Origin of the sequence: Providencia sp. PROV267 (genome assembly GCF_028477825.1) — a bacterium.
Taxonomy (GTDB): Bacteria; Pseudomonadota; Gammaproteobacteria; order Enterobacterales; family Enterobacteriaceae; genus Providencia; species Providencia stuartii.
In genome coordinates this window covers 238,982-263,766 of the sequence record NZ_JAMPLX010000007.1, presented here as the reverse complement: position 1 = coordinate 263,766, position 24,785 = coordinate 238,982, and the positions used below count along the sequence as shown (strand labels likewise).

The following is a 24,785-nucleotide window of genomic DNA, read 5'->3' as shown; positions in this document are numbered from 1 at the left end:
GGCCAACAGCGTTGGCATGTCTGGTCGACCCCTAGTATGATGACAGGACTTGCTTCGAACACCGCTCTTAATGCAAGCCAACCTGTCTTGAACGCTGAAATATGCGTCTTGACGTAGAATTATGGCCTTTGCTTTCTTATCGTTTATTTCTATCGTTTATCCATTGAACAAATTGTTTTTAAACGATGCCGTCGTTCATCATACGCCAGAAAGTGAAACTCAAATGGATGTTAACCCACTGATTGCGCCAATGGGTAACAAACACCAAACTCTATAGAGAAGAGTCAATGGTATTGAAAAAGTTGAAGTATCAAATAGTTTAGCGCTCAGGAAAACTCAGAATGATGAGTATAATATTACGTAACATCAACCTTCCCTTAAAAACGATGAGCGAAAAATAACGGATAATAACTATCTTAGAGGGAGAAGGGCGTAAAACGTTTTAATTGTGCCTGCTGTAGGTTGATAAATAACGGCATGCCGATAACAGGGATCTAACCGCAATTGAATTCCCCTTTTATGGATATTTCTTCTTATTATTTAGTGTTTTTTTAGCGAGTTTGCTTTGTGAAGCTGGAACCTCACGCCATTAACTCCTATAATTCCGGCAACCATAACTTCATCAATATGAAGTTATGCATTTCATTTCAGATTTATTTAACCAGGTTATCATTTTATGACTGACATAGCGCATCACTGTACCATTGTTGGTATATCAGGAGCTTCTGCATCCGGAAAAAGCCTTATCGCGAGTACGTTATATCGAGAGTTACGGGAAAAGGTTGGTGATCATAATATCGGTGTTATACCAGAAGACTGCTACTATAAAGATCAAAGAGATATACCAATGGAAGAGCGGTTAAAAGTCAATTATGACCACCCAAATTCCATGGATCACAGCTTGCTGTATCAACACCTCAAAGCGCTCAAAAGCGGTAAATCAGTAGAAATTCCTCAATACGACTATGTCGCTCACACACGCAAAGAAACCAGCATTCACTTCAAACCTAAAAAAGTTATTATTATCGAAGGGATCTTGCTACTAACAGATAAACGTTTACGTGAAGAGATGGATTTTTCGATCTTTGTCGATACTCCGCTTGATATTTGCTTGATGCGACGGATAAAACGTGATGTAAATGAGAGAGGCAGAACGCTGGATTCTGTGATTGAACAATATAATAGAACCGTTCGTCCGATGTTTTTACAGTTTATTGAACCGTCAAAACAGTATGCCGATATTATTGTGCCTCGTGGCGGTAAAAACCGCGTTGCCATTGATATTTTAAAAGCGAAAATCGGCGAATTTTGCCAAGACTAAACAGCATTAGACAGTCTGGCGATGGAAAATAATGAAAGGGGGATACCATCATGCGTCTTTGTGACCGCGATATTATTCAATGGATGGATGAGGGAAAATTAATCATTAGCCCACGTCCACCTATTGAACGGATCAATGGAGCAACGGCGGATGTGCGCCTAGGAAACCAATTCCGCGTTTTCCGTGGGCATACCGCAGCCTTTATTGACCTAAGTGGCCCGAAAGATGAAGTTAATGCGGCGCTTGACCGTGTCATGAGTGATGAAATAATTCTCAAAGACAATGAGCCTTTTTTCCTCCATCCAGGGGAATTAGCACTTGCAGTCACTCTCGAGTCTGTTACCCTGCCTGATAACCTAGTGGGGTGGTTAGATGGGCGTTCATCGTTAGCACGATTGGGGTTAATGGTGCATGTTACTGCTCATCGAATCGACCCCGGTTGGTGTGGGCAAATTGTGTTAGAGTTTTATAATTCAGGTAAACTCCCATTGGCCCTGCGCCCTGGAATGGTGATTGGCGCTTTAAGTTTTGAGCCATTATCTGGCAGCGCAGATCGTCCTTATAATAGCCGACAAGATGCAAAATATAAAAATCAGCAAGGGGCGGTCGGTAGTCGTATCAGTGAAGATTGATAACGAGAAGTATTGCGGAATTATCTTTATGTTTAATTTGAGGTAATTCCGCATATTGTGCAGGGATAGGTGTAGTGTGAGCCTTTTGTGTGGCGTAGCAGACATAACTTGAGTGAGGGAAGAATGAAACGATTTCTGACGACACTGGTCATCTTGCTAGTCGTGATTGTAGTTGGGCTAACAGCGTTGGTCATGTTAGTGAATCCAAACGACTTTAGACAGTATCTTGTGGAGCAAGTCGAGAAAAAGAGCGGCTATCAGCTCGATTTTAAAGGCGATATGCGTTGGCATGTTTGGCCGACCCTTAGCATTATTACAGGACCTGTTTCGGTCACCGCACCTAATGCAAGCCAACCTGTCTTGAGCGCTGAAAATATGCGCCTTGACGTAGAATTGTGGCCTTTGCTTTCTCATCGTTTATCTGTTGAACAAATTGTTTTAGACGGTGCAGTCATTCGTCATACACCAGAAAGCGAAGCTCAAACTGATGCTAACTCACCGATTGCGCCAGCAGGTAACAAGCAAACACCAAGCTCTACGGAGAAGAGCCAATGGCTATTGGATATTGAAAAAGTTGAAGTATCAAATAGTTTAGTGATCTGGAAAACTCAGAATGATGAGTACAACTTACGCAATATCAACCTTTCCTTAAAGAAAAATGATGAGCGAAAAATTACGGCTAAATTCAGCGGTAATTTAAATAAAAACCAGCAGGAGCTGCGCTTTGATGCGCGAGCAGAGCTTGATCTCTCCCAGCTTTCACATCAAATTAGTGGGCAATTAACTCAATTTGATTACACCTTTACAGGTGTTGATTTGCCTGAAGGTGGCATAACGGGTCAATTCACCAGTGATTTTGCCTACATTAAAGAGAATGTTGCGACAGCCAGTTTAAATAACATTGTCATTAAGGCGAATGAAAGTGAATTAACCGGTAAAATCGCAGCACAATTAGGCAATATCCCTGATGTTCGTGTTCAGTTATCTTCTCATCGCTTAAATTTAGATAAATTACTGGGTACACCGCATACAAATGCAGGCTCCCATAATGCGAATGAATCCGATAATCCTGCTCGAGTGGGGGTTAAACCTGTTATTTCTGGGAAAGAAACCCAAAAATATGATTTATCGAATTTAAAATCCTTTACTGCCAATATTGATCTCAATATCGATAATTTGATTTATCGTGGAATGGAGGTAAGCGCAGTAAAACTTGCAGCACAAAATCAAGCGCCTCAATTAGTCATTTCTCAGTTAGAAGGGAAGGCGTTTGGGGGACTATTCTCACTGCCTGTGACCATTAATTATGCTGCGATCCCCGCGCAAGTCATGGCGAAGCCTAATATCCAAAATATTAATTTAACGCCGTTATTAAAGGCATTTAATATGCCCGAAAAATTGAGCGGTATTGTGACTATCAATGCGGATTTATCGGGGCCTGGTTATGATGATTATGCCGTGAAACATTTATGGCAAGGTCCTGTGAGTTTCAGTTTACAAAATGCACGCTTAGCGGGCTTAAATATTCCGTTATTGATCCAACAATCTATTTCACGGGTGACCAATAAAATTAATGCGCCGGTCAATACGGGAAATTATACGGAAGTTGAATTGTTCACCGTTAATGGTCGTTTAAATAAAGGAACCGTCAATATTGCCTCAATGAATGCAACGTCTCCACTCATCTCGATTACCGGACAAGGTTGGGCAAATGTACCAGCCGAAACCCTAGATGTGAACTTGGGCGTACAAATCACTAAAGGTTGGGGCGGTGATTCTCGCTTTATTCAGCAGTTACAAGCGATGACTATTCCACTACGTATTTATGGTGGATGGAGCAATCTGCAATATCAATTGAATGTCGAAAAATTGCTACGTAACGAATTAAAGACACAAGCAAAAGAGGCATTAGGTAACTTTTTGAAGAAGGAAGAACAAAAAGGGCTAAGTGATTTGTTGAACGCATTATAGTTTATAAATCAGAAGAACTCCGGCTATAAGCGGGAGCTCTTCTTTATCTATTATTGACTATCAATAAGTTACATTATTATTCATACTTTGATCTGCTAGCTTCTTGGGTTATTCTTTCATTAATTTTTTCTTGGCTATCTAATCCAATAGTATTGTTTTGTCGGCGTTCAAATTGGAATTTACTTTCCGCCAGATGAATTTTACCTTCAGTGCTTTTTACTAAATTATTCAGCTTGGTTATTGTTTCTTTCTTACTTGTATGATGTTTGTAAGAAGAACTATCTAATTTAGTTTGGTAAGATTTAATCTCATTTTTTAATGAAGACAATGTTGTTGAAATATCTTTCATATTGACACCATTTCGACTAAAAACATCGCCGCTTTGAGCGGTTTTTAGCTGGCTCACAATTTTTTTAATACTATTTTTAATTTTCGTATTAAGTTGTTTAACATCTTTTACATGTACAGTTTTCTCTGCTGTGATAATTTTAGGTTGTTGGTTTGATGTATTACTAACATTTGATGCAGAGCTGGCAATAGAAGAATTATTCGCTTTAATTGGGGGCGATTGAATATTTTGTTGCGATTGAACATTATGGATGCTTTGACTAGATACTTTCATCTCTAACCTCGAATAACATTATTAAGTTGCCTAAATTATTGAACAACTCAATAATTAATTCTTTTAAAAAACGCTACCATTTTTGTGTTTTAAGACATCGGATAAAGCAACTTTAAATATTTATGTAAAAAAATACCGGCTCACTGGCCGGTATGGTTCTAAATGAAGCTTAATTACTCTTCTTCATCTTCTTCAGGCTGTTTAGGTGGAATAATCAGCACCTTGCTAATACGGTGGTTCTTGACCTCAAGCGGTTGGAAAATACAACCGTTCACCTCAATTTGTTCACCTTCTTCAGGAACACGTTGAAGATGTTCCATCAATAGGCCTGCAATGGTTTCGTATTCACGTTTTTCATCCAATTCCATTGGAACAAATAAGATTAGGTCTTCTAATGGCATAAAACCATTGGCAATCCAGTGACCATCCTCCAACTTTTGGATGTCATGACGCGAATCATTTTCTTCTTCCCCATCTGGTAAGTTACCAGCAATGGTTTCCATTACATCGGTTAAGGTGACGACACCCTCAACAGTACCAAACTCATCGACGACAAAGGCAAAGTGTGTTTGAGCTTTACGGAACTGCTCTAGCGCTTTTAGCAGCGAAAGGCCTTCAGGGAAGATCAGGGGTTGAGTAATAAGAGCACGTAAATCAAGAGGTTGACCACTGAGCTGCTGTTTAACTAAATCAAGCACATGGATAACACCAACAGGCTCATCACTGATATTCTCATCAATCACCACAAAGCGTGAATGCGGATTTTTTTCCAGCAATTGTAGTAATTCACTGGCTGATTTATTGATATCTAAATATTCCACATCATGGCGTGATGTCATGATACTTTCGACATTACGTTCCGCCATTCCCAAAACTCGGGCAATCATTTGACGCTCTTGTGGATCAAAAACAGATTGGTTATCCGCTATCAAGTCCGATGTATGAGCATCCAATTCCGCACGTTCATGGTTACCGCTTAGAATACGTAGCACCGCTTCTGCTGTGCGCTCACGTAATGGGCGACTACCTTTTAGGAATTTGCGACGGTTAAATTGTGCGAACTGATTTAAGACTTCAATCATGATAGAGAAACCAATCGCAGCATATAGATAGCCTTTCGGTATCGAGTAACCGAAGCCTTCAGCAACCAAGCTAAAGCCTATCATCAACAAGAAACTGAGACACAGGATAACGATAGTAGGGTGGTTGTTAACAAAACCAGTTAGTGGCTTACTTGCCCATATCATCAACATCATGGCAATCGTCACAGCAGCAACCATAACACCAATATGGTCAACCATCCCAACGGCGGTAATTACCGAATCGAGTGAGAAAACTGCATCAAGGACGATGATTTGTGCCACAACAGCCCAGAAATTCGATGTTTTCCGCTGGGTATGCGCGTGTTCATCCCCACCTTCTAGCCGTTCATTAAGCTCCATTGTTGCCTTAAATAGCAAAAAGAGACCGCCGACCAACATGATCAGATCTCTGGCACTAAATGGATGATCGAATAGTGTAATTAAAGGCTTGGTGAGCGTGATTAGCCAAGACAAGCTAAATAGCAGAATGACTCGCATCACTAGTGCTAGCATCAGACCCGTTACACGAGCCCTATCACGCAATTTTTGCGGAAGCTTATCTGCCAAAATGGCAATAAAGACGAGGTTATCAATACCAAGAACGATTTCTAGAACGATAAGGGTGGCAAGCCCCGCCCAAATCGAAGGATCTGCGATCCATTCCATACAGTTTGTTTTACCTTCTGATATGACGGCATATGCCGACTGGTGAATAATGCGGTTTGTTTACTCAAATTTCAATAAAAATTCACGTTAATGAGACGATAATCTACAAATAATATTCCGTTTGCGTCATCGATTGCATCAATAACTACCCACCAGAACAAACCTGAGTTAACATGTGATCCTGTTAACAGAATTGCCAGCAAGTAAAATGCTGGCTTAGGTCCTAATCAGACAGGAGTTTTTCATGTCAAAGCAACAGATTGGCGTTGTCGGTATGGCTGTCATGGGGCGCAACCTTGCGCTGAATATTGAAAGCCGTGGTTATTCCGTCTCTATTTTCAACCGTTCTAAAGATAAAACGGATGAAGTTATTGCTGAAAATCCAGGGAAAAAATTAGTTCCCAGCTACACTATTGAAGAGTTTGTCGACTCTCTGGAAAAACCACGCCGTATCCTGCTAATGGTGAAAGCAGGTGAAGCGACAGATAAAACGATTGCTGCATTGACTCCGCATTTGGACAAAGGCGATATCCTGATTGATGGTGGCAATACGCTATATAAAGACACAATCCGTCGTAATCGCGAGCTATCAGAGCAAGGCTTTAACTTTATCGGTACAGGGGTTTCTGGTGGTGAAGAGGGGGCACTAAAAGGCCCATCGATCATGCCGGGTGGACAAAAAGAGGCTTATGAACTGGTTGCACCAATTCTAAAAGAAATCGCCGCTAAAGCAGAAGGTGAGCCTTGCGTGACTTATATTGGCCCAGATGGTGCTGGTCATTATGTTAAAATGGTTCACAATGGTATTGAATATGGTGATATGCAGCTTATCGCTGAGGCCTATTCATTATTAAAAGGTGCTTTAAACCTAAGCAATGAAGCGCTTGCAGAGATTTTTGCAGATTGGAACCAAGGTGAACTAAGTAGCTATCTGATTGAAATCACCGCTGATATCTTTAAGAAAAAAGATGAAGATGGCAAATATCTTGTTGATGTTATTTTGGATGAAGCGGCAAACAAGGGCACAGGTAAGTGGACTAGCCAAAGCTCTTTAGATTTAGGTATTCCAGTAACACTTATCACTGAATCGGTATTCGCACGTTATATCTCTTTCCTAAAAGATCAACGTGTTGCTGCTTCTAAAGTGTTAACTGGTCCGGCATTAAAAGCGGTTGAAGGTGATAAAAAACAGTTTATCGAAAAAGTACGCCGTGCGTTATACCTAGGTAAAATCGTCTCTTATGCTCAAGGCTTCCAGCAATTAAAAGCGGCTTCTGACGAATATAGCTGGGATCTTAACTACGGTGAAATCGCGAAGATTTTCCGTGCTGGTTGTATTATTCGTGCTCAGTTCTTGCAAAAGATTACAGATGCCTACAATGAAAACGCACAGATTGCGAACTTGTTATTAGCGCCATACTTTAAGCAAATCGCAGATGAATATCAGCAAGCGTTACGTGATGTGGTTTGTTATGGTGTACAAAACGGTATTCCAACACCCACATTCTCAGCCGCAATTTCTTATTATGATAGCTATCGTTCAGCGGTATTGCCTGCTAACTTAATTCAGGCGCAGCGCGATTATTTCGGTGCTCATACTTATAAACGTACTGATAAAGAAGGCGTATTTCATACCGAATGGATGGAGTAATTCATTAAAACAATGAATTACATAAGTGAGGGGGCTGGTGATCCAGCCCCTTTTTTTGTGCATACAACTCCCCCTATTAGGCTGGGGAAGTCATGAATATTAAAAACATTATGCTAGGCTGAAGGAGATATACTGTTATGACCCATTAAGCCATTTAATAGCGTAATCTAAGATGATATTTAAATTTTGTGGGCTTCCATAGCCTTTAAATTCTTTATCAGTTGTAATGATATTTAACCAATCATCATTGCTATTATTAACAATAAGGTTTGATTTATTTTTTCCACTCTCACCATTAATATGAACTCGCCAGCCTGGATTGTCTAACGTACTGATGTCTAATCCATATTCATGCTCCCAAATTCCATCGCATTGAGATTTATACCAATTTTGTAATTGAGTAATTAGATTATTATTCATTTTTTAAGTATTTATTTCTCAGTTCGCTCTCTTATTATGCTAATACTCGTCAGAACTCAAAGTTGATAATGTCATAAATGTAGGTAAATCAACTGGGGTTGTCAGCTAAAACAAATTAGACAAGAACTCGCAAGAGACAGCGTAAGGGGAATAGAAGGCTTATGCAAATTATGGTGTGACTTCATGGATTGCCATTACTCGAGAATATCGCCTTATTGAATTGATGATAATACTATTTTTATTGAAGTGAGCTTACCCTACGATAGGGTGAGAAAATAGGCTTCGACTAGGAATAATACATAGCGATTATTTACCTGATGGATCCGCAAGAGAAGAATTTTGAATAACAAACCATAACTAATAACACTATAAAAAATGAACTGGTATTCATCAATTGGCTATTACGTTGCGGGGAGTGACTGATACGACGCTGTTCATTCGCTTAGTCTAAAATACTCGTTTACTTAGTGATAGTTAGAGGATCATAAGTTGCCTAACAGAGCATCTGTACTCTGCATTCAAGCGTTAAATTTACTTAACGGTGAGTTTTTTATGCTGAAAGATATTCGGACAAGAAAATCGGGTATCGCTTTGATTGATTCTACTGATAGAATTATCAGTTCATTTTTATTATTAGGCTGAGAAAGCTTCACTGCAAAGCCTAGATTGATCATTTGATGATTGTTCACTAAGAATTCTATTTATGCGAAAGTTCCTTGTCCTGTTACTGTTACTCGTACTACTTAGCCCACTGGCGATTGACCTATATTTACCGACAATCCCTGCTATTGCGATTGCCCTTGGCTCCCCAGAGTCACTGATACAATCAACAATCGCGCTGTTTATTTTAATTTTTGGTATAGGGCAGTTGGTCTCAGGGCCTTTAATTGATCGATATGGACGTAAACCTATCGCCATCATAGGGATCTTAATTTATATCATCGGGTCGACAGTTGCAGCATTATCAACTGCGGTGGAGATCTTTATTGCTGCGCGAGTGCTGCAAGGTGTCGCGGTCTGCTGCACAGGTGTAGTTGCTTTTAGTGGGGTGCGAGACCGTTTAAATGGTACAGAAGCGGCGCGTGCTTTTGGCTTCCTGAATGGCACATTAAACATTGTGCCAGCGCTTGCTCCGCTATTAGGTGGCTTTTTGGCAGAATATTGGGGATGGCGCGCACCTTTTTGGTTCCTTGCCCTCTATGCATTACTGCTCTTAGTATTGGTGATAGCTTTTTTACCTGAAACTCGCCCTGCAAGTTTGCAACATGTGAAAAAACTACAACTTAACCATTATCTGCACATTTTGCGTAATAAGTATTTTATGATTTTTGCATTGGTTAATGCGGGTAGTATGGGAATGGTACTGACTTATGTCTCCTTTGCACCGAGCGTGTTAATGGGGGATTCAAAGCTAACCCCGCTAGAATTTTCGCTTGTGTTTGGGGCAAATGGTTTTTGGATCATGTTTGCTAGCTATATTGCTAACCACTATATCCCGAAAATTGGTCGCCCTAATTGCTTAAAAGCAGGTAGCTTATTTATGGGGATCGGGTGTTTAGGCCTCGTATTAGGCTTAATGTTACTGCCCAATGCGTTACAAAACCATTGGTTAGTCTATATGTTACCTGTTGCTTGTGCCTGTACAGGACTCGCTTTTATGATGGGAACCGCAACCAGTTACGCGTTAGAACCTTTTGAAAAAGAGGCTGGAACAGCCTCTGCACTGGTCGGGTTTATTCAAATGGCGGTTGGTGCGGGGTTAAGTTTATTGGCGATTAATGCCTTCTTACCAGCAAAGTGGGCGCTAGCTATTTTAATGTTGTTAGGCTGTATCATTGCGCTGGTGGCAAGGAATGTCAGCTTAAAATTAGCCGCACAGAATGAGGCAGCATAAATGATAAATCCCTTATTAAAACAGCCTAGGGTGGCTAAAGGTGATGTATTTTTGAGCGCGAATACATCACCATAGACAGCGTTCTATGGTAATAATAATTTTATAATTAGGATTGTTACCATGAATCAGAAACATTGGTCAAAATATCAACTATTACACGAAGTTGTCCAAAACCCCAATATCCATATTAAAGGGCGTCACAGTTATTACAGTGACTGTTGGGATAATGGCTTTGAAGCCTCTGTTGTTCGTTACCTACAAGGAGATGAAGGGAGTCGTGACTGGCAACTTCCTTGGCAAGTCGATCAACTCTATATTGGCGATTATGTCTGTATCGGCAGTGAAGCCGTGATTTTGATGGGAGGAAATCACACTCATCGAATAGACTGGTTTTGCTTGTATCCTTTTATTGAGCATATTAATGAAGCCTATGTAGGGAAGGGAGATACGATAATTGGTGATGGCGCATGGATTGGTATGCGAGCATTCATCATGCCAGGCGTTCATATCGGTGAAGGCGCTGTTATTGCCGCCAATAGTGTTGTGGTAAAAAATGTGGCGCCATATAGCATTGTTGGGGGCAATCCAGCGAAACAGATTGGATACCGTTTTTCGCCTGAAATTATTAGTGAGCTGCTCGCATTGAGAATTTATGATTGGCCTGAAGAGCAATTCAATGCGTTAAAACCTCATTTATGTCATTCTGATTTGGCCGCATTAAAAGCGGCATTGTTGGAATATCAAAACAAATCATAACAATGACCGATAGGGAATGATGATATGTCATTCCCTTTATCGCATATATAAATTTACTTCTTGCTGGCTAAGTAACCAAATATAAAGCCGACTCCGGCAGCGATAGTGGCTGCGGCAAGTGGATGGCTTTTTACGCTATCCACAGCGGAATTTAAGGTATCACAGCCTTGAGCCGCACATTTTTTAACGGCACCTTTAATTTGATGTTCTGTAGAGTCGGTGACTTCACCATAGGCTTGCTGCGCCGTGCCAGCGGCTTCTCTTGCTCTGTTTTCTGCTTTGTCGAATAAACTCATGATATTCTCCTTTATACTGAACAACAGTTATTACTAAGTGTAGCAGCCGCATAAAAGCGCGAGACCTATTTTACTTAAAATCAAGTTATTTTACGTTGTTTCACTATCACGAATAAAACTAACTAGCGTGGGATTAGCAATACGCCGATAGTCTTCGGTATTGAGGATAACTGAGCGTTCAAGTGTGCCAGCATTAAAGGCTAATTCTTCAAAACGGGCAAATAAATAAGGATCAGCAATTAATTTTAGCGAGGGGTGGAAGCTAAAAGGAGGAATGGCGCCAAATACACATTGGGTTAAATCATCCACTTCTTTTGGACTCGCTAATGAGGCTCGCGTTCCGCCAATGGCATGGGCTATTTTGCTTAAATCAGCCTGTTTATCCGCAGGAAGAATAGCTAAAACATGTTGGCGGATCCCATTTCCTTTGACATGGCATACCAGACCTTTTGCACCTTGACCTAATTGGGTTCCTCGTACTTTAGCGACTTCCTCAGATTTACCTGCGGTTGGGTGTTCCATCACACGGTATCTGGCATTATGTTTATCAAGTAACTGGGTTAATTGAATAAAAATAGGGCTTTCTGACACGACGGTTCCTTTTTTATAAAAATAAACAGTTGAGATAGTAGCAAAATTAGATAACAAGCTAAATACCATGGATATTATCTGAAAATTGAAAGAAGCAATGAGCGTGTTTTTAAGTTAATAGCGAAATCATTGTCCAAATAGCATTTTTATTAAAATAGGCTTTCACTTGAATTAATTGACTCAATTAGCTAAACAGTCATTTATAGGTAAGATAATAGGAGGGCTTAGGTCGACGAACAATAATCAGTTCACCTTTTTTATATTGGGTAGCCCACCTTAAGCAGGCTACCGTATTATTATTGATGGCGCTCTTTCAGTCGTTTGATGATAGTGCTTAAATCAAGATCTTGGTCTTGTAAGAGTACCAGCAAGTGATACATCAGATCTGCGGCTTCATTCGTGAGTTCAGCACGATCATTCACGGTGGCAGCTAGTGCGGTCTCAACCCCTTCTTCTCCTACTTTTTGAGCGATACGTTTAGTTCCACTAGCATATAAACGCGCGGTGTAAGAGCTTTCAGGATCTGCTGTTTTACGTGATTTTAGTAAGGTTTCCAGTTCAAATAAGAAGCCCCAATCACTTTGGGCTGGAGCAAAACAGCTTTCAGTGCCCTTGTGACAAGTTGGTCCAATAGGTTGTACTAAGGCGAGCAGGGTATCGCTGTCACAGTCTGGATAGATATCTACCAAATTGAGAAAATGGCCAGACGTTTCCCCTTTGGTCCATAGGCGCTGTTTGGTTCTTGAATAAAAAGTGACCTTGCCACTCTCTAAGGTGGTTTGTAAGGCTTCAGGGTTCATATAACCCAACATTAGTACATCACCAGAGGTGGCGTGTTGTACAACAACAGGCATTAGCCCATCGACTTTTTGCCAAGCAAGTTGGTGACATTGTTCTGTGGTTAACATACTCTAATTTGAACTCCATTTTCTGCAAGGTATTGCTTTAATTCACCGATATTGATGATTTGCTTATGGAACACAGAAGCAGCAAGTGCGCCATCAACGTTTGCATCGCAAAAAGCATCAAGGAAGTGTACTTTTTCACCCGCGCCACCAGAGGCAATTAAAGGCACTTGGCAGATTTCACGGACTTTTTTCAGTTGTAGCAGATCATAGCCTTGGCGTACACCGTCTTGGTTCATCATGTTTAGAACGATTTCGCCAGCACCGCGTTGTTGAACCTCTTTAACCCAATCTAAGGTTTTCCAGCGGGTTTGTGTGGTGCGCTTTTCATCCCCAGTAAATTGATAAACCAGATAATCTCCGCTGTCATGGTCAAACCAAGTGTCGATACCAACCACAATACATTGAACACCAAAGCGCTCAGCGAGACGGCTAATTAAGGTTGGATCAGACAATGCAGGTGAGTTAATGGAAATTTTATCTGCGCCAAATGACAGGATTTGTGCTGCATCTTCGACACTTTTAATACCACCAGCCACGCAAAACGGGATATCAATGACTTCGGCGACTTTGGAAACCCAACTCTTATCGACCACACGGCCGTCAGATGATGCAGTAATATCATAAAAAACTAATTCATCTGCCCCTTCTTGGGCATAACGCTGGGCGAGCGGCACGATATCACCAATAATTTCATGATTACGGAATTGAACACCTTTAACCACTTGCCCATCACGAACATCCAGACAAGGAATTATGCGTTTTGCCAACATGCGATTGCCTCCGCGACAGTGAATTTACCTTCAAGTAGGGCGCGACCAACAATCACGCCTGCCGCTCCTGATGATGGAATAGCGGCGATATCAGCTAAAGAGCCAATACCCCCTGAAGCTTGAAAAGCAATATCAGGGTATTTTTGACTGATTTCACGATATAAGTTGACATTGGAACCCGCCAAAGTGCCATCTTTCGAAATATCGGTACATAAAACGTGTTTTAGCCCGTATGGCTGATACATCTCAATGGCCTGTTCTAGAGAAAGGTTTGAATTCTCTTGCCAGCCACTGATGGCAATTTCTTTAACGCCTTGTTGATTGATACGAACATCCAGAGCAAGCACGATAGCTTCACCGCCGTAACGTTCAAACCAAGTTTTCACTAATTCGGGTTGCTTGACCGCGGTTGAGCCAATAACCACTCGCGTCGCTCCCGCGTCTAACAGCGCTTTTACGTCTTCTTCAGTGCGGATACCACCGCCAACTTGTACAGGAACACAAACGCCAGCTAATAATTTTTTGAGTAGGGAAATTTGGCGTTTTTGTGGGTCTTTGGCTCCCGTTAAATCGACTAAATGCAGTAATTTCGCCCCTTCTTGCTCATATTGTTGCAGGCGAGGGAGAGGATCATTACCGTATGCCGTTTGCTTGGCATAGTCTCCTTGGTGTAGGCGAACAACATTACCATCAATTAAATCTAAAGCAGGAATGATCATCTCAATTACATCTCCAAAAAGTTTTGGATCAGACGGGAGCCTGCGGCACCCGAACGTTCAGGGTGGAATTGAACCCCGTAAAAGTTATCCTGATTGACAGCACTACTAAATGGGTTCCCATATAAGGTTTGAGCTAGGGTATTACCTGAAATTGGCATCGAATAGCTATGCACAAAATAGAAGTAGGCATCCTCACGGATCCCTTTGAATAAAGGGTGGCCTGCTAATGCTTTAACTTGGTTCCAGCCACTGTGCGGAACAGGCAAACCGTTAGCATCCATTTTTTGGACCGGGCTATCAATGAGGCCCAGTAATGGGATCAATTCTTTACCTTCTTCACTCACACTGCCCATTAATTGCATGCCTAAGCAGATGCCTAAAACAGGTTGAGTCAGCGTTTTAATTAACGGAATGAGTTCACGCTCATTCAGTTGTTCCATGGCGGCACTTGCTGTGCCGACCCCCGGTAGAAACACTTTATCAGCCTGTAAAATCGTCTTAGTATCACGGCTAATTTTTGGGGTGTAACCCAAACGCTTAACGGCGTAAGCGACCGATGACAAATTAGCGCACCCCGTATCAAGGATCACAACATTCATTAGAGAACCCCTTTCGAGCTAGGCAAAGTATCCCCTTCAACACGGATTGCTTGGCGTAAGGTGCGACCAAACACTTTAAATAGGCTCTCTGCTTTATGGTGATCGTTTTTCCCTTTAGTTTTCAGGTGTAACGTACAACCCATCGCATAAGAGAGTGAACTGAAAAAGTGTTCGATCATTTCAGTGCTCAAATCACCAACGCGTTGGTATTTAAATTCTGCTTTGTATTCAAGGTGTGGGCGGCCTGAGATATCTAATGCACAGCGTGCTTGGCATTCATCCATCGGTAGCACAAAGCCAAAACGCGCAATACCACGTTTGTCACCTAGCGCAACACGCAGTGCCTCACCAAGGGCTAAACCTGTATCCTCAACGGTGTGATGGTCGTCTATAAATAGGTCACCTTTAACGTCGATATTTAAACGGAAACCACCGTGAGTCGCGATTTGGTCAAGCATGTGATCAAAGAAGCCAACGCCGGTGTTGATTTGGCTACCGCCTTCGCGATCAAGCCAGACTTCGACGCGAATATGGGTCTCTTTTGTGACTCGTTCGACCAAGGCATGACGATCGCGTTTGGTTAACTTATCAGTGATAGCGACCCAATCGAGTGATTCAGGGCTATAACGTAGGCCTTGAATACCCATATTTTCAGCTAATTGGATGTCGGTTTCACGGTCGCCAATCACATAGCTGTTTGCTTTGTCTAATTTACCTTCAACAAGATAATTTTCGACTAAGCCTAACTTTGGCTTGCGGCAGTTGCAGTTATCCGCAGGTTTGTGAGGGCAGATCAGCACTTCATCAAATTGGATACCCTGAGATTCAAAAACCTGCATCATTAAATTATGAGGTGGCTCAAAGTCAGCCGTTGGAAAGCTATCCGTTCCCAAGCCATCTTGGTTAGTGACCATGACTAAACGGTAGTTGGCTTTTTGGAGCGCGAGTAAGCTCGGGATCACCGCTTTTTCAAATGCTAATTTGCTTAGGCTATCGACCTGAAAATCAGTAGGTGGCTCAGTGATTAATGTTCCGTCACGGTCAATAAAAAGTATTTTTTGGCTCATGAATGTTTCCTATTTTCAGGTTTTGCAAAGGGCTTCAATAGCGTCAATAACACGTACATTTTCGGTTTCTGTGCCGATAGTGATACGTAAACAGTTGGCAAGTCCTGGCTGTTTACTTTGATCACGTAAAATAATGCCTTGATCCCACAGGGCTTTAAACACCTTATTGCCGTCAGTAAAGCGCACTAAAATATAGTTAGTTTCGCTTGGGTAAACCTTTTCTACGATAGGCAATGCCTGTAAAGCTTCTGAAAGCGCAATGCGGTTATTGGTGATTGTCGTAACACGGTGTTTCATGGTCGCTATCCCCTCCATATTCAGCGCTTGAGCCGCTATCATCGCCACAGGGGTAGAAAGCGGATAAGGAGCGATCACTTTTAGCAAAACTTCAATAACATCGGGGGCGGCTAATGTGAAGCCACAACGCAGGCCTGCTAGTGCAAATGCTTTTGATAAAGTTCTCAATACGACTAGGTTAGGGTAGTTGTTGAGCCAACTGGCTACGCTATATTGAGGGCAAAATTCAATATAAGCTTCATCAACAACCACTAACGCTCGACCTGCCGCCATTTCAAGGACTTCAACCAGTGCCTTGTTATCAATAATATTGCCGGTTGGATTATTAGGGCTGCAAATATAGATCAGCTTAGTGTTGCTCAAGTTTTCACGAATAGCATCAACATTGAGTGACCAGTCTGGCAGAGCAGGGATCTTCTTCTGTTCGATACCAAAAGTTTCAGCGCTGACACTGTACATGCCATAGGTAGGTGGACAAAACATCACCGCATCTTTACCGGGTTCACAGAAGGCCCGGATCAGCAGCTCGATTGACTCGTCAGCGCCGCGGCAAACTAACACTTGCTCAGGAGAAACCCCTGCATACGCCGCGTAATTGAGGATCACATCGGTAGGCTGGCATTCAGGATAGCGGTTTAAATTACGTTCATTAAACTGAAACTCTGGCGCAATTGGGTATTCATTCGCATTTAACCAAACATCACCACGACCGCCTAAACGGCGAGCAGACATATAGGGTGTCATCTCTTTGACATTGTTACGTGCAAGGCTAGCGGCTTTAAAGGTTTCGCTCATCACTCACTCCTATTTTTGTTTGTTCAGTTCAGTGACACGTAAGGTCACGGCATTTTTGTGAGCCGTTAGGCTTTCTGCTTGCGCTAACGTTTCAATGGTAGTCGCTAACCCTAGAAGCCCTTGAGGCGAGAGTTTTTGCACTGTCATACGTTTCATAAAATCAGCAAGGCCAAGACTTGAATAGGTTGATGTATAACCGTAAGTCGGCAACACGTGGTTAGTTCCAGATGCATAATCTCCCGCGGATTCAGGTGACCAGTCACCAACAAAAATCGATCCCGCACTGGTGATGTTTTCGACTAATTCGTCGGCATTGCGTGTTTGTAGAATTAAATGTTCTGGACCGTAGCGGTTACTTATTTCAACGCACTGTGCAATGGAGTCAGCAATAATGACACGACTGGCACTCAATGCTGCTCTTGCAATATCAGCACGCGATAGCTCTGCAAGCTGTTTTTCCGTTTCATCAATAACACGTTGAGCAAATGTTTGGCTGTCGGTTAACAATATGACTTGTGAATCAGGGCCATGCTCTGCTTGCGATAATAGATCCGCCGCTGTAAAAGCAGGGTTGGCTTGGCTGTCAGCAATGACTAACACTTCTGATGGCCCCGCTGGCATATCAATTGCGGCCCCTTCGTGATCTTGGCTGACTTGGCGTTTGGCCTCTGTCACGTAGGCATTGCCCGGGCCAAAAATTTTATCAACGGCGGGAATACTTTCGGTTCCAAATGCCATAGCGGCAATTGCTTGCGCTCCCCCAACTTGGAAGATATCGGTAATACCACACAATTTAGCGGCATAGAGTATTTCATCTGCAATAGGTGGCGGTGAGCAAAGGATCACTTGCCGGCAGCCTGCAATATTTGCGGGTGTGCCTAACATCATTACCGTTGAAAGAAGAGGGGCCGAGCCTCCAGGAATATAGAGACCCACGGAATCGATCGGGCGTGTAATTTGTTGGCACACAACCCCAGGTTGAGTTTCAACTTGAATAGCCGCCGGTTTCTGAGCCTCATGAAAACGACGGATATTGCCGATGGCCGTTTGCATCGCAATTTTGATGTTGTCATCAAGGCGTGTTGCGGCTTGTTCAACAGCATCTTGTGAAACACGAATAGTTGAAATAGCTGTTTTATCAAAACGTTGGCTAAATTCGATTAATGCACTATCACCGCGGGCTTTGACCTGTTCAATGATCTGGGTGACAGCAGCGCTAATGTTTGTAGACGCAGCGATGGCAGGGCGTGTCAGTAGCGCTTTTTGTTCATTAGCATGACATGATGACCAGCGAATCGGTTGATTAAATCCCATTTCCATCGGTATTACTCCATCATTTTTTCAATAGGTAGAACCAAAATGGAGCTTGCGCCTAATGCCTTGAGTTTTTCCATGGTTTCCCAGAACAGGGTTTCACTGCTGACCATGTGCATTGCAACACGGTTTTTATCTCCAGCTAAAGGCAACAAAGTAGGGCGCTCTGCACCCGGCAGTAATGCGATAATCTCTTCTAAGCGCTCACTTGGAGCGTGTAGCATAATGTATTTGGATTCGCGGGCTTGGATAACACCTTGAATGCGTGTCATCATGCGATCAATCAGTTGTTGCTTGTCTGCTGAAATTTCCCCGTCTCGTTGGATCAAACAAGCTTTAGAACGATAAATCACTTCGACTTCTTTTAGGCCGTTGGCCTCTAATGTTGCCCCTGTTGAAACAAGGTCACAGATAGCATCGGCAAGACCTGCCCGAGGGGCGACTTCGACAGAGCCGTTTAATAAACAAGATTTAAATTGAATGCCTTTTTCATCGAAGTAACGTTTTAATAAGTTCGGGTAAGAGGTGGCAATACGAGAGCCATTTAAGCACTCTGCACCTGTGTAGTTAAAGTCAAGAGGCGCGGCTAATGATAAGCGACAAGCACCAAAATCAAGGCGACGCAGTGTCTTATAAGCGGGATTATCGCCTTGAGCACGGCGGCTTAATAGCTCCTCTTCAAGGACGTTTTCACCAATGATACCAAGGTCAACGACACCATCCATAACTAGCCCTGGGATATCGTCATCGCGTACACGAAGTAAATCAATAGGCATATTTTCTGCATAAGCAATCAATCGCTGTTGTTGTAAATTGATTTTAATTCCGCAGCGGGCAAGCAGTTCTCGTGAGTCTTCACTTAAACGACCTGATTTTTGAATAGCAATTCTTAACCGTGATTTATCCAACATAATTTTACCCTGCTTATTCTGTAATATATTTTTGATTAATAATAAAAAAACCCTCGGAAGATATTCTTCCGAGGGTTTTCTCTATTTCGCATTTCAGCCACCGGAAGAGTTATTGAACGTCTTCCAGCACACATCGCCCGAAAGACTAATCAGGATGATGGTGATGATGATGGTTGCGAGAAATACGAGTCATAATAGCTTCCGATAATAATATTGTTAGTTGCTTAAACATTCACTACTCATCAACCTATCCGATTTCATCACTAGAATGCAACTCTTTTTTTAAAAATAATCGATAATAATTGGATAGTGCCGTTTTATAGTGAATAATCGCCTGAATAATATATTCGGAAGTTAAAAGGTTTTTCGATAAGCTAAGCAGAATTAAGTTATTGTCGGTATGTAGGGGGGAATGATGAAAAAGGTCGCAATTGTTGGATTAGGGTGGTTAGGGTTACCCCTTGCGAGAGCGTTGTTGGCTGAGGGGATTGAAGTCTCTGGCACAAAAACGACCACGGATGGTATCGCTGCCGCTCGTGCTGTAGGAATTGATTGTTATCATTTGCAGCTCACTCCCGAATTAGTGTGTGATGGTGATGACTTACAGCAATTAATGGAAGAGGCTCAGGCGTTAATTATTTTACTACCGCCTTCAAAAGTGAATGTACCAGCTTATGTCAACGCCATCGAACAGCTTGTTGATACGGCAATAACCTTTCAAATTCCTCGTGTGATTTTTACCTCATCGACTTCTGTTTACGGTAATGCGATTGGTGAAATTGATGAAAATAGCCAGCGACATGCAGAAACCGCGTCAGGGCAAGCCTTGATTGAGGTTGAAAACTGGCTTCATGCACTGCCGAACATTTCAGTGGATATTTTACGGCTAGCGGGGTTGGTAGGAGAAAATCGTCACGCAGGGCGTTTCCTTGCGGGCAAAAAATCCCTAAAAGGAGCAACACAGCCTGTTAATCTTGTTCATCAGGATGATGTGATTGCTGCCATCCTATTATTACTCAGGCAGCCCAAAGGAGGACATATCTATAATTTATGCGCTCCTCAACATCCTCAACGCGCGGATTTCTACCGCCAAGCGTCTCAATCATTAAATTTGGAGGCTCCTGAATTTTGCACTGAACCGGCAGTAAATGCAGGGAAAATCGTTAAAGGTGAGCGTATCTGTCAAGAACTTGGGTTTGAGTATCAATACCCAAACCCAATGCAGATGCCGATGACTATTTAAGCGGGATCATCACAATTTTTTGGAAAGCAGGACGGGTTGTTAACTGAGAGTACCAACGTTCTAAGTGAGGGAATTCAGGGCGTTCTGTGACGATTTCGTGCCATGGGTAAAACAGTGGAGCAATAGCGATATCAGCGATCCCAAATTGTTGACCGCTAAAATAGGGCTGAGTCGCTAGGGCTTCATCGGCAATTTTGAGCAACTTTTCAATATTGTGATAAATGGTACGTACTGTTTCTGGATCTCGTTCGTCAGGGGAAACGCGGACAATTTTATTCATCATCTGTTTGATATTATCGAACAAACTTCCACATCCCCAATCTAACCATTTGTCGGCAGCAGCCTTTTCTTGAAGGTTTTGTGGGACCAATAAGTGAGAATGATCAAACTTTTCCGTAAGGTATCGTAAAATGGTATTTGATTCCCACAGGGTAAAGTCATCATCCTGTAAAGTTGGAATGGTGCTGTTTGGATTCATTTTTTTATATTCAGGTGTATCAAGCCCCCCAAAAGGGCCGCCAACATCTTTTTGATGATAAGCAACGTTCAATTCTTCAAGGCACCAAAGTACTTTTTTGACGTTTGATGAGTTTTTACGACCCCATACAGTTAACATAGTTTTCCCCATGATTTGATGTTTCGTTGTTTACCCTAATTAAGATAGATGAAATCGTATTATGGGAACAATCTTTATTTGTTGTGTGTAGCTTAATTGTGTAAAAAGCCCTACATTAATAATGAATTAACCGTTTTAGTATTTGTAAAGGAGTAACCGATGAACAAAAAATTTTTCACCTTAAAGGCGCGATACCTAGGAACTGGATTAGGCCTTTTAGTTGCGGTAAGTCATTTTGCTTACGCGGCAGGAACACCGGTTGCTCCACAGGTTGATGCAAAAGCTTTTGTATTGATGGACTACGACAGCGGTAAAATTTTGGCGTCAGGTAATCCAGATGAGCGTTTAGATCCTGCTAGCTTGACGAAAATGATGACCAGCTATGTGGTCGGTCAAGCAATTAAAGCGGGTAAAATCACGCCACAGGATATGGTCACGGTAGGTGTAGATGCGTGGGCAACGGGCAATCCCGTCCTAAAAGGCTCATCACTGATGTTTTTAAAGCCTAAAGATCGTGTCTCGGTATTGGATCTAAATAAAGGGGTCGTTATTCAGTCAGGGAATGATGCCAGTATCGCGCTCGCGGATTATGTCGCTGGTAGCCAAGACTCGTTCGTCAGCTTGATGAATGAATATGTGAAGCAGTTAGGGTTAAAAAATACCCATTTTAAAACAGTGCATGGCCTAGATTCTGAAGGGCAATACAGCACTGCTCGTGATATGGCAATTTTAGCCCAAGCGATGATCCGTGATGTGCCTGATGAGTACGCTTTACATAAAGAAAAAGAGTTTACTTTTAACAAAATCCGTCAACCTAACCGTAACCGTCTGTTATGGAGCCAAAATCTCAATGTTGATGGTGTGAAAACGGGTCACACCAGTGGCGCAGGGCATAATTTAGTTGCTTCCGCGACGGATGGCCCAATGCGTCTGATTTCTGTGGTGCTTGGTGCTCCGAGTGACCGAGTACGTTTTTCGGAAAGTGAAAAATTACTGACATGGGGGTTCCGTTTCTTTGAAACGGTGACTCCAATCAAAGCCGATCAAACATTGCAAACACAGCGCGTTTGGTTTGGTGATAAATCAGAGGTAGCACTTGGCGTTGAAAAAGACACTGCTATCACGATACCAAAAGGCCAGTTACAGAATTTGAAAGTGAGTTATACGCTGACGAATCCATCAATTGAAGCACCACTGGCTAAAAATCAAGCGGTTGGAACAGTCAATTTTATCTTAAACGATCAAATTGTTGAGCAGCGTCCACTCGTGGTCAAAGAATCAGTTGAAGAAGCGGGCTTCTTTGGGCGTATTTGGGACTATATCGTAAAAACGGTCAGTGGCTGGTGGAATGCTATTTTTGGTTAAATTCTGATTAAAAGCACGCTTGAGGTAGCGCTGTTGCAAAGCTCAATTAGCCGATGGTGAACAATTAACGATTGGATTGCTGAGGCTTTTTTGTTAGATGTGTGCAACGGTCACCATATTATTTTTGAATGGTGTGCTGGTGTTGTAAGTACAGCACCAGCAACTCCCCTGTAACTCATTCTATGTATTCGCCTTTCATTAAATGTGGCCGTTTGGACCGTTACCGAACGCAATAATAAAATGACTAAATGCTTGTTTCCCGTATTGGATCAGCATGTTCCATTTTTTAGAGGCCGACTCAATCACTAAATAAATCATTCTACGTACAGAATCATCGTTCAGGAAGGGGTTGCGCTTCTGAATTGCATGGCGGGTGAACGATATAATACGAGGATGTGAGGGCCTTAAGGCACTTAGGTATAATCTTGGATTGAAAAACGCTATTTTACAAATGAAAGATTATTAACTTATCGTAATTTTGAATATTTAAATAGAGTTAGTCTTAATTTCTAATTATTTTTTACAGATAAACTTCAATTGCAATATTTTATTTTTAATTCAATAATTATATTAATCGTTTGGTGTTTAATTATTTTTATGAATGTAATTTATTCAATGGAATTGCCAAACCGATATGAAGTATTTTATTTATAAATGGATTTAATTAGTGTATTTAATACGGAGAATGATATTTATGGCTATGACAATTGAAGAAAGAAAAGCACAGCTAGAAAGAAAACAAACAACACAAGGATTGGGTGAGAACACGACAATAGGCGGAGATGCTACTAATCATGGCCGTAATAAAGGCATTATTGAAGGTGGCTTAGCTCACGATGGTGGGTTAGGTAATGGTAGAATTAAAGGTGGTAGCTCAATTAATAATAACCATAATGAAGATATTATTGAAGCTGGAGCCGCCATTAATCATGGTAAAAACAATGGTGATATCGGTGGGGGTCATAGCAGTAATTATGGTATAAACAAAAATACGTTAAAAGGCGGTTTAGCGAATAACGAATTTGGTTCGGTTAATACAAAATACTCTTATTTAAAAGGGGGGGATGCCGTCAGGGAACTACAGCGCTGTGTAGAAACTTATGATGGAAATCAAAAGCAGCTTAAAGCGATGAAAGACGATTTTGCCAAAATAAAAGAAAGTTTCAGTGATATGCAAGCTGATAGTAGCGCGCTATCTCAATCGGAAAAAGATAGATATGAGACATTACTAAAAGAAAAAAATGAGGAAATTAAAAAATTAAATGAAGTTATAAGTAGTGACCTTGAGAAAATTGATAATTTGGTATCTCAATTGTCTGATAAAGATCAAGAGATAAAATCGATGGCAATAAAAATAAAACAAGCTATCGAAGATAAAAATAAACTTGAAGAGAGACTTGTTGATATCAATAAAAAAATAATTAAAGCAAATGACCGTATTGAAGCATTACAGTCGGATATCCATAATAAGGAATCTAAAATTGCTGAGTTAGAGCAGCAATTAAATGACGATTGTGCTAATAAAGAAGAGCTCAATAAAGCGATTGCATCATTGAAAAAAGAACTTAATGATACACAAGACAAATTAGAAAATAACCAATCCTTAATTTCAAAAAGAGAAGAAACCATTTCTCGTTTGAATATTAAAATCACCAAAATGGAAACAGAATACAGCCAAAAACAGCAGGAGTTTGGTAAAAAACTGGAAGTTCTTTTAGAGCAAATTGCTTCACTGGCTAATGAAGGTAAAGAAGAGTTATCGGATTCTATAGTGACGACGAGCAGCAAAACTACCACAGTGACAATTTCAAATACTGCCGATCCATTGGGGGATATCAAAGAGCAAATGGCTCCTGCTGTGACGGGCGGTAATGCTGAAAACCTAGGTATAAACTCAGGTACTATTAAAGCAGGCGACAGCAATAGCCAATCTATGGTGATGAAGAATGAGATAAATATCAATGTAGATGGTAAGGCGGACACGGTTGTAAGTACATTGAGAGAGTCAATCAGTTCAATGGGGAGTAGAATCGAAGGTGCTGCAAACGGCATTGTAAATGAGGTGAAGCAAAGAGCACAATCGGTATTGACGCTGGTTAACCCAGATATCGCGTAATCATAATAAAATTAACGAAACACAGGAGTCAGTATATAGCTGACTCCTGTTTTTTTATGACTTTAGCCAGTTTAAGTCGCGTTAGCATCTTAAACATAAAACCACCCGCTATGCGGGTGGTTATGATTGCCTGAAACCTGCATCTATCCTAGTATTTACATAC

Annotated in this window: 24 protein-coding genes and 1 other annotated feature; of the genes, 10 read left to right on the top strand and 14 right to left on the bottom strand. The window is 41.6% G+C overall.

The genetic code is table 11. The features are described from left to right. The first annotated feature begins 121 nt into the window (after positions 1-121). From PR709_RS05880 to asmA, 4 genes are all read left to right on the top strand, one after another. Entirely contained in the window at positions 122-277 is a 156-nt protein-coding gene (locus tag PR709_RS05880; protein ID WP_004917979.1) for a hypothetical protein, read from the top strand. 399 nt (positions 278-676) lie between these two features. Continuing rightward, a complete protein-coding gene (gene udk / locus PR709_RS05875; RefSeq protein WP_004917981.1) occupies positions 677-1,321 on the top strand; it encodes a uridine kinase in 645 nt (214 codons plus the stop codon). A gap of 50 nt (positions 1,322-1,371) precedes the next feature. After that, positions 1,372-1,953: a dCTP deaminase gene (gene dcd / locus PR709_RS05870; protein WP_004917983.1), complete on the top strand. Its 582-nt coding sequence runs from the start codon at positions 1,372-1,374 to the stop codon at positions 1,951-1,953. Positions 1,954-2,076: 123 nt separating this feature from the next. After that, positions 2,077-3,924, top strand: a complete 1,848-nt coding sequence (asmA, locus tag PR709_RS05865; RefSeq protein WP_004917985.1) for an outer membrane assembly protein AsmA — start codon at positions 2,077-2,079, stop codon at positions 3,922-3,924. A gap of 76 nt (positions 3,925-4,000) precedes the next feature. On the opposite strand, the gene PR709_RS05860 is transcribed toward asmA, so the two are convergent. Beyond that, positions 4,001-4,546 carry a hypothetical protein gene (locus PR709_RS05860; RefSeq protein ID WP_004917987.1) on the bottom strand — a complete coding sequence of 182 codons (546 nt, stop codon included), beginning with the start codon at positions 4,544-4,546 and terminating at the stop codon, positions 4,001-4,003. Positions 4,547-4,719: 173 nt separating this feature from the next. After that, complete coding sequence (locus PR709_RS05855; protein WP_004917989.1) at positions 4,720-6,294, bottom strand: TerC family protein; 1,575 nt, start codon at positions 6,292-6,294, stop codon at positions 4,720-4,722. A gap of 244 nt (positions 6,295-6,538) precedes the next feature. Here PR709_RS05855 and gndA point away from each other — a divergent pair, with 244 nt between their 5' ends. Then, positions 6,539-7,945: an NADP-dependent phosphogluconate dehydrogenase gene (gndA, locus tag PR709_RS05850; protein ID WP_272570819.1), complete on the top strand. Its 1,407-nt coding sequence runs from the start codon at positions 6,539-6,541 to the stop codon at positions 7,943-7,945. A gap of 135 nt (positions 7,946-8,080) precedes the next feature. Here the strand turns inward: gndA and PR709_RS05845 are convergent, their stop codons facing one another. Continuing rightward, positions 8,081-8,365: an Imm53 family immunity protein gene (locus tag PR709_RS05845; RefSeq protein ID WP_004917993.1), complete on the bottom strand. Its 285-nt coding sequence runs from the start codon at positions 8,363-8,365 to the stop codon at positions 8,081-8,083. 703 nt (positions 8,366-9,068) lie between these two features. Here PR709_RS05845 and PR709_RS05840 point away from each other — a divergent pair. Next, the gene (locus PR709_RS05840) at positions 9,069-10,259 is read left to right on the top strand and encodes a multidrug effflux MFS transporter (protein ID WP_102780689.1); all 1,191 of its coding nucleotides are present in this window, start codon (positions 9,069-9,071) and stop codon (positions 10,257-10,259) included. Between the two features lie 120 nt (positions 10,260-10,379). After that, positions 10,380-11,015 carry a CatB-related O-acetyltransferase gene (locus PR709_RS05835; RefSeq protein ID WP_004917999.1) on the top strand — a complete coding sequence of 212 codons (636 nt, stop codon included), beginning with the start codon at positions 10,380-10,382 and terminating at the stop codon, positions 11,013-11,015. Between the two features lie 53 nt (positions 11,016-11,068). On the opposite strand, the gene PR709_RS05830 is transcribed toward PR709_RS05835, so the two are convergent. From PR709_RS05830 to hisG, 10 genes are all read right to left on the bottom strand, one after another. Continuing rightward, a complete protein-coding gene (locus tag PR709_RS05830; RefSeq protein ID WP_014657814.1) occupies positions 11,069-11,311 on the bottom strand; it encodes a glycine zipper domain-containing protein in 243 nt (80 codons plus the stop codon). Positions 11,312-11,401: 90 nt separating this feature from the next. Beyond that, the gene (locus PR709_RS05825) at positions 11,402-11,833 is read right to left on the bottom strand and encodes a YbaK/EbsC family protein (RefSeq protein WP_223854886.1); all 432 of its coding nucleotides are present in this window, start codon (positions 11,831-11,833) and stop codon (positions 11,402-11,404) included. A gap of 365 nt (positions 11,834-12,198) precedes the next feature. Continuing rightward, positions 12,199-12,810, bottom strand: coding sequence for a bifunctional phosphoribosyl-AMP cyclohydrolase/phosphoribosyl-ATP diphosphatase HisIE (gene hisIE / locus PR709_RS05820; protein WP_004918003.1), 612 nt, complete (start codon positions 12,808-12,810; stop codon positions 12,199-12,201). Then, a complete protein-coding gene (hisF, locus tag PR709_RS05815) occupies positions 12,804-13,580 on the bottom strand; it encodes an imidazole glycerol phosphate synthase subunit HisF (protein ID WP_004918004.1) in 777 nt (258 codons plus the stop codon). Before hisF ends, hisIE begins: the two co-directional genes overlap by 7 nt. Then, the gene (gene hisA, locus PR709_RS05810; protein WP_004918006.1) at positions 13,562-14,299 is read right to left on the bottom strand and encodes a 1-(5-phosphoribosyl)-5-[(5-phosphoribosylamino)methylideneamino]imidazole-4-carboxamide isomerase; all 738 of its coding nucleotides are present in this window, start codon (positions 14,297-14,299) and stop codon (positions 13,562-13,564) included. Before hisA ends, hisF begins: the two co-directional genes overlap by 19 nt. 5 nt (positions 14,300-14,304) lie before the next feature. Continuing rightward, positions 14,305-14,898 (bottom strand): imidazole glycerol phosphate synthase subunit HisH, encoded by a 594-nt coding sequence (hisH, locus tag PR709_RS05805; RefSeq protein ID WP_004918008.1) that lies wholly within the window; start codon positions 14,896-14,898, stop codon positions 14,305-14,307. Next, on the bottom strand, positions 14,898-15,965 hold the full coding sequence (hisB, locus tag PR709_RS05800; protein WP_004918009.1) for a bifunctional histidinol-phosphatase/imidazoleglycerol-phosphate dehydratase HisB: 1,068 nt from the start codon (positions 15,963-15,965) through the stop codon (positions 14,898-14,900). Before hisB ends, hisH begins: the two co-directional genes overlap by 1 nt. 15 nt (positions 15,966-15,980) lie before the next feature. After that, entirely contained in the window at positions 15,981-17,057 is a 1,077-nt protein-coding gene (gene hisC, locus PR709_RS05795; RefSeq protein WP_272570817.1) for a histidinol-phosphate transaminase, read from the bottom strand. Between the two features lie 9 nt (positions 17,058-17,066). After that, a complete protein-coding gene (hisD, locus tag PR709_RS05790) occupies positions 17,067-18,377 on the bottom strand; it encodes a histidinol dehydrogenase (RefSeq protein ID WP_076914365.1) in 1,311 nt (436 codons plus the stop codon). 5 nt (positions 18,378-18,382) lie between these two features. Next, a complete protein-coding gene (hisG, locus tag PR709_RS05785) occupies positions 18,383-19,282 on the bottom strand; it encodes an ATP phosphoribosyltransferase (protein WP_004918014.1) in 900 nt (299 codons plus the stop codon). Between the two features lie 41 nt (positions 19,283-19,323). Continuing rightward, positions 19,324-19,452, bottom strand: a sequence feature (His leader region). A 245-nt stretch (positions 19,453-19,697) separates the two neighbouring features. On the opposite strand from hisG, the gene PR709_RS05780 reads away from it, so the two are divergent. After that, positions 19,698-20,525, top strand: a complete 828-nt coding sequence (locus PR709_RS05780; RefSeq protein ID WP_053110308.1) for an SDR family oxidoreductase — start codon at positions 19,698-19,700, stop codon at positions 20,523-20,525. On the opposite strand, the gene PR709_RS05775 is transcribed toward PR709_RS05780, so the two are convergent. Then, a complete protein-coding gene (locus tag PR709_RS05775; RefSeq protein WP_014657819.1) occupies positions 20,518-21,141 on the bottom strand; it encodes a glutathione S-transferase family protein in 624 nt (207 codons plus the stop codon). The genes PR709_RS05780 and PR709_RS05775 overlap by 8 nt on opposite strands. Before the next feature lie 159 nt (positions 21,142-21,300). Here PR709_RS05775 and PR709_RS05770 point away from each other — a divergent pair, with 159 nt between their 5' ends. Both PR709_RS05770 and PR709_RS05765 read left to right on the top strand, forming a co-directional pair. Beyond that, positions 21,301-22,506, top strand: coding sequence for a serine hydrolase (locus PR709_RS05770; RefSeq protein ID WP_004918021.1), 1,206 nt, complete (start codon positions 21,301-21,303; stop codon positions 22,504-22,506). 694 nt (positions 22,507-23,200) lie between these two features. Continuing rightward, entirely contained in the window at positions 23,201-24,622 is a 1,422-nt protein-coding gene (locus PR709_RS05765) for a hypothetical protein (protein WP_272570815.1), read from the top strand. The last annotated feature ends 163 nt before the right edge of the window (positions 24,623-24,785 follow it).

Bases quoted from the DNA above. Each gene is read 5' to 3' on its own strand.
- PR709_RS05880 (WP_004917979.1), top strand. From the start codon at position 122: ATGGCCTTTGCTTTCTTATCGTTTATTTCTATCGTTTATCCATTGAAC.
- udk (WP_004917981.1), top strand. From the start codon at position 677: ATGACTGACATAGCGCATCACTGTACCATTGTTGGTATATCAGGAGCT.
- dcd (WP_004917983.1), top strand. From the start codon at position 1,372: ATGCGTCTTTGTGACCGCGATATTATTCAATGGATGGATGAGGGAAAA.
- asmA (WP_004917985.1), top strand. From the start codon at position 2,077: ATGAAACGATTTCTGACGACACTGGTCATCTTGCTAGTCGTGATTGTA.
- PR709_RS05860 (WP_004917987.1), bottom strand. From the start codon at position 4,546: ATGAAAGTATCTAGTCAAAGCATCCATAATGTTCAATCGCAACAAAAT.
- PR709_RS05855 (WP_004917989.1), bottom strand. From the start codon at position 6,294: ATGGAATGGATCGCAGATCCTTCGATTTGGGCGGGGCTTGCCACCCTT.
- gndA (WP_272570819.1), top strand. From the start codon at position 6,539: ATGTCAAAGCAACAGATTGGCGTTGTCGGTATGGCTGTCATGGGGCGC.
- PR709_RS05845 (WP_004917993.1), bottom strand. From the start codon at position 8,365: ATGAATAATAATCTAATTACTCAATTACAAAATTGGTATAAATCTCAA.
- PR709_RS05840 (WP_102780689.1), top strand. From the start codon at position 9,069: ATGCGAAAGTTCCTTGTCCTGTTACTGTTACTCGTACTACTTAGCCCA.
- PR709_RS05835 (WP_004917999.1), top strand. From the start codon at position 10,380: ATGAATCAGAAACATTGGTCAAAATATCAACTATTACACGAAGTTGTC.
- PR709_RS05830 (WP_014657814.1), bottom strand. From the start codon at position 11,311: ATGAGTTTATTCGACAAAGCAGAAAACAGAGCAAGAGAAGCCGCTGGC.
- PR709_RS05825 (WP_223854886.1), bottom strand. From the start codon at position 11,833: ATGGAACACCCAACCGCAGGTAAATCTGAGGAAGTCGCTAAAGTACGA.
- hisIE (WP_004918003.1), bottom strand. From the start codon at position 12,810: ATGTTAACCACAGAACAATGTCACCAACTTGCTTGGCAAAAAGTCGAT.
- hisF (WP_004918004.1), bottom strand. From the start codon at position 13,580: ATGTTGGCAAAACGCATAATTCCTTGTCTGGATGTTCGTGATGGGCAA.
- hisA (WP_004918006.1), bottom strand. From the start codon at position 14,299: ATGATCATTCCTGCTTTAGATTTAATTGATGGTAATGTTGTTCGCCTA.
- hisH (WP_004918008.1), bottom strand. From the start codon at position 14,898: ATGAATGTTGTGATCCTTGATACGGGGTGCGCTAATTTGTCATCGGTC.
- hisB (WP_004918009.1), bottom strand. From the start codon at position 15,965: ATGAGCCAAAAAATACTTTTTATTGACCGTGACGGAACATTAATCACT.
- hisC (WP_272570817.1), bottom strand. From the start codon at position 17,057: ATGAGCGAAACCTTTAAAGCCGCTAGCCTTGCACGTAACAATGTCAAA.
- hisD (WP_076914365.1), bottom strand. From the start codon at position 18,377: ATGGAAATGGGATTTAATCAACCGATTCGCTGGTCATCATGTCATGCT.
- hisG (WP_004918014.1), bottom strand. From the start codon at position 19,282: ATGTTGGATAAATCACGGTTAAGAATTGCTATTCAAAAATCAGGTCGT.
- PR709_RS05780 (WP_053110308.1), top strand. From the start codon at position 19,698: ATGAAAAAGGTCGCAATTGTTGGATTAGGGTGGTTAGGGTTACCCCTT.
- PR709_RS05775 (WP_014657819.1), bottom strand. From the start codon at position 21,141: ATGTTAACTGTATGGGGTCGTAAAAACTCATCAAACGTCAAAAAAGTA.
- PR709_RS05770 (WP_004918021.1), top strand. From the start codon at position 21,301: ATGAACAAAAAATTTTTCACCTTAAAGGCGCGATACCTAGGAACTGGA.
- PR709_RS05765 (WP_272570815.1), top strand. From the start codon at position 23,201: ATGGCTATGACAATTGAAGAAAGAAAAGCACAGCTAGAAAGAAAACAA.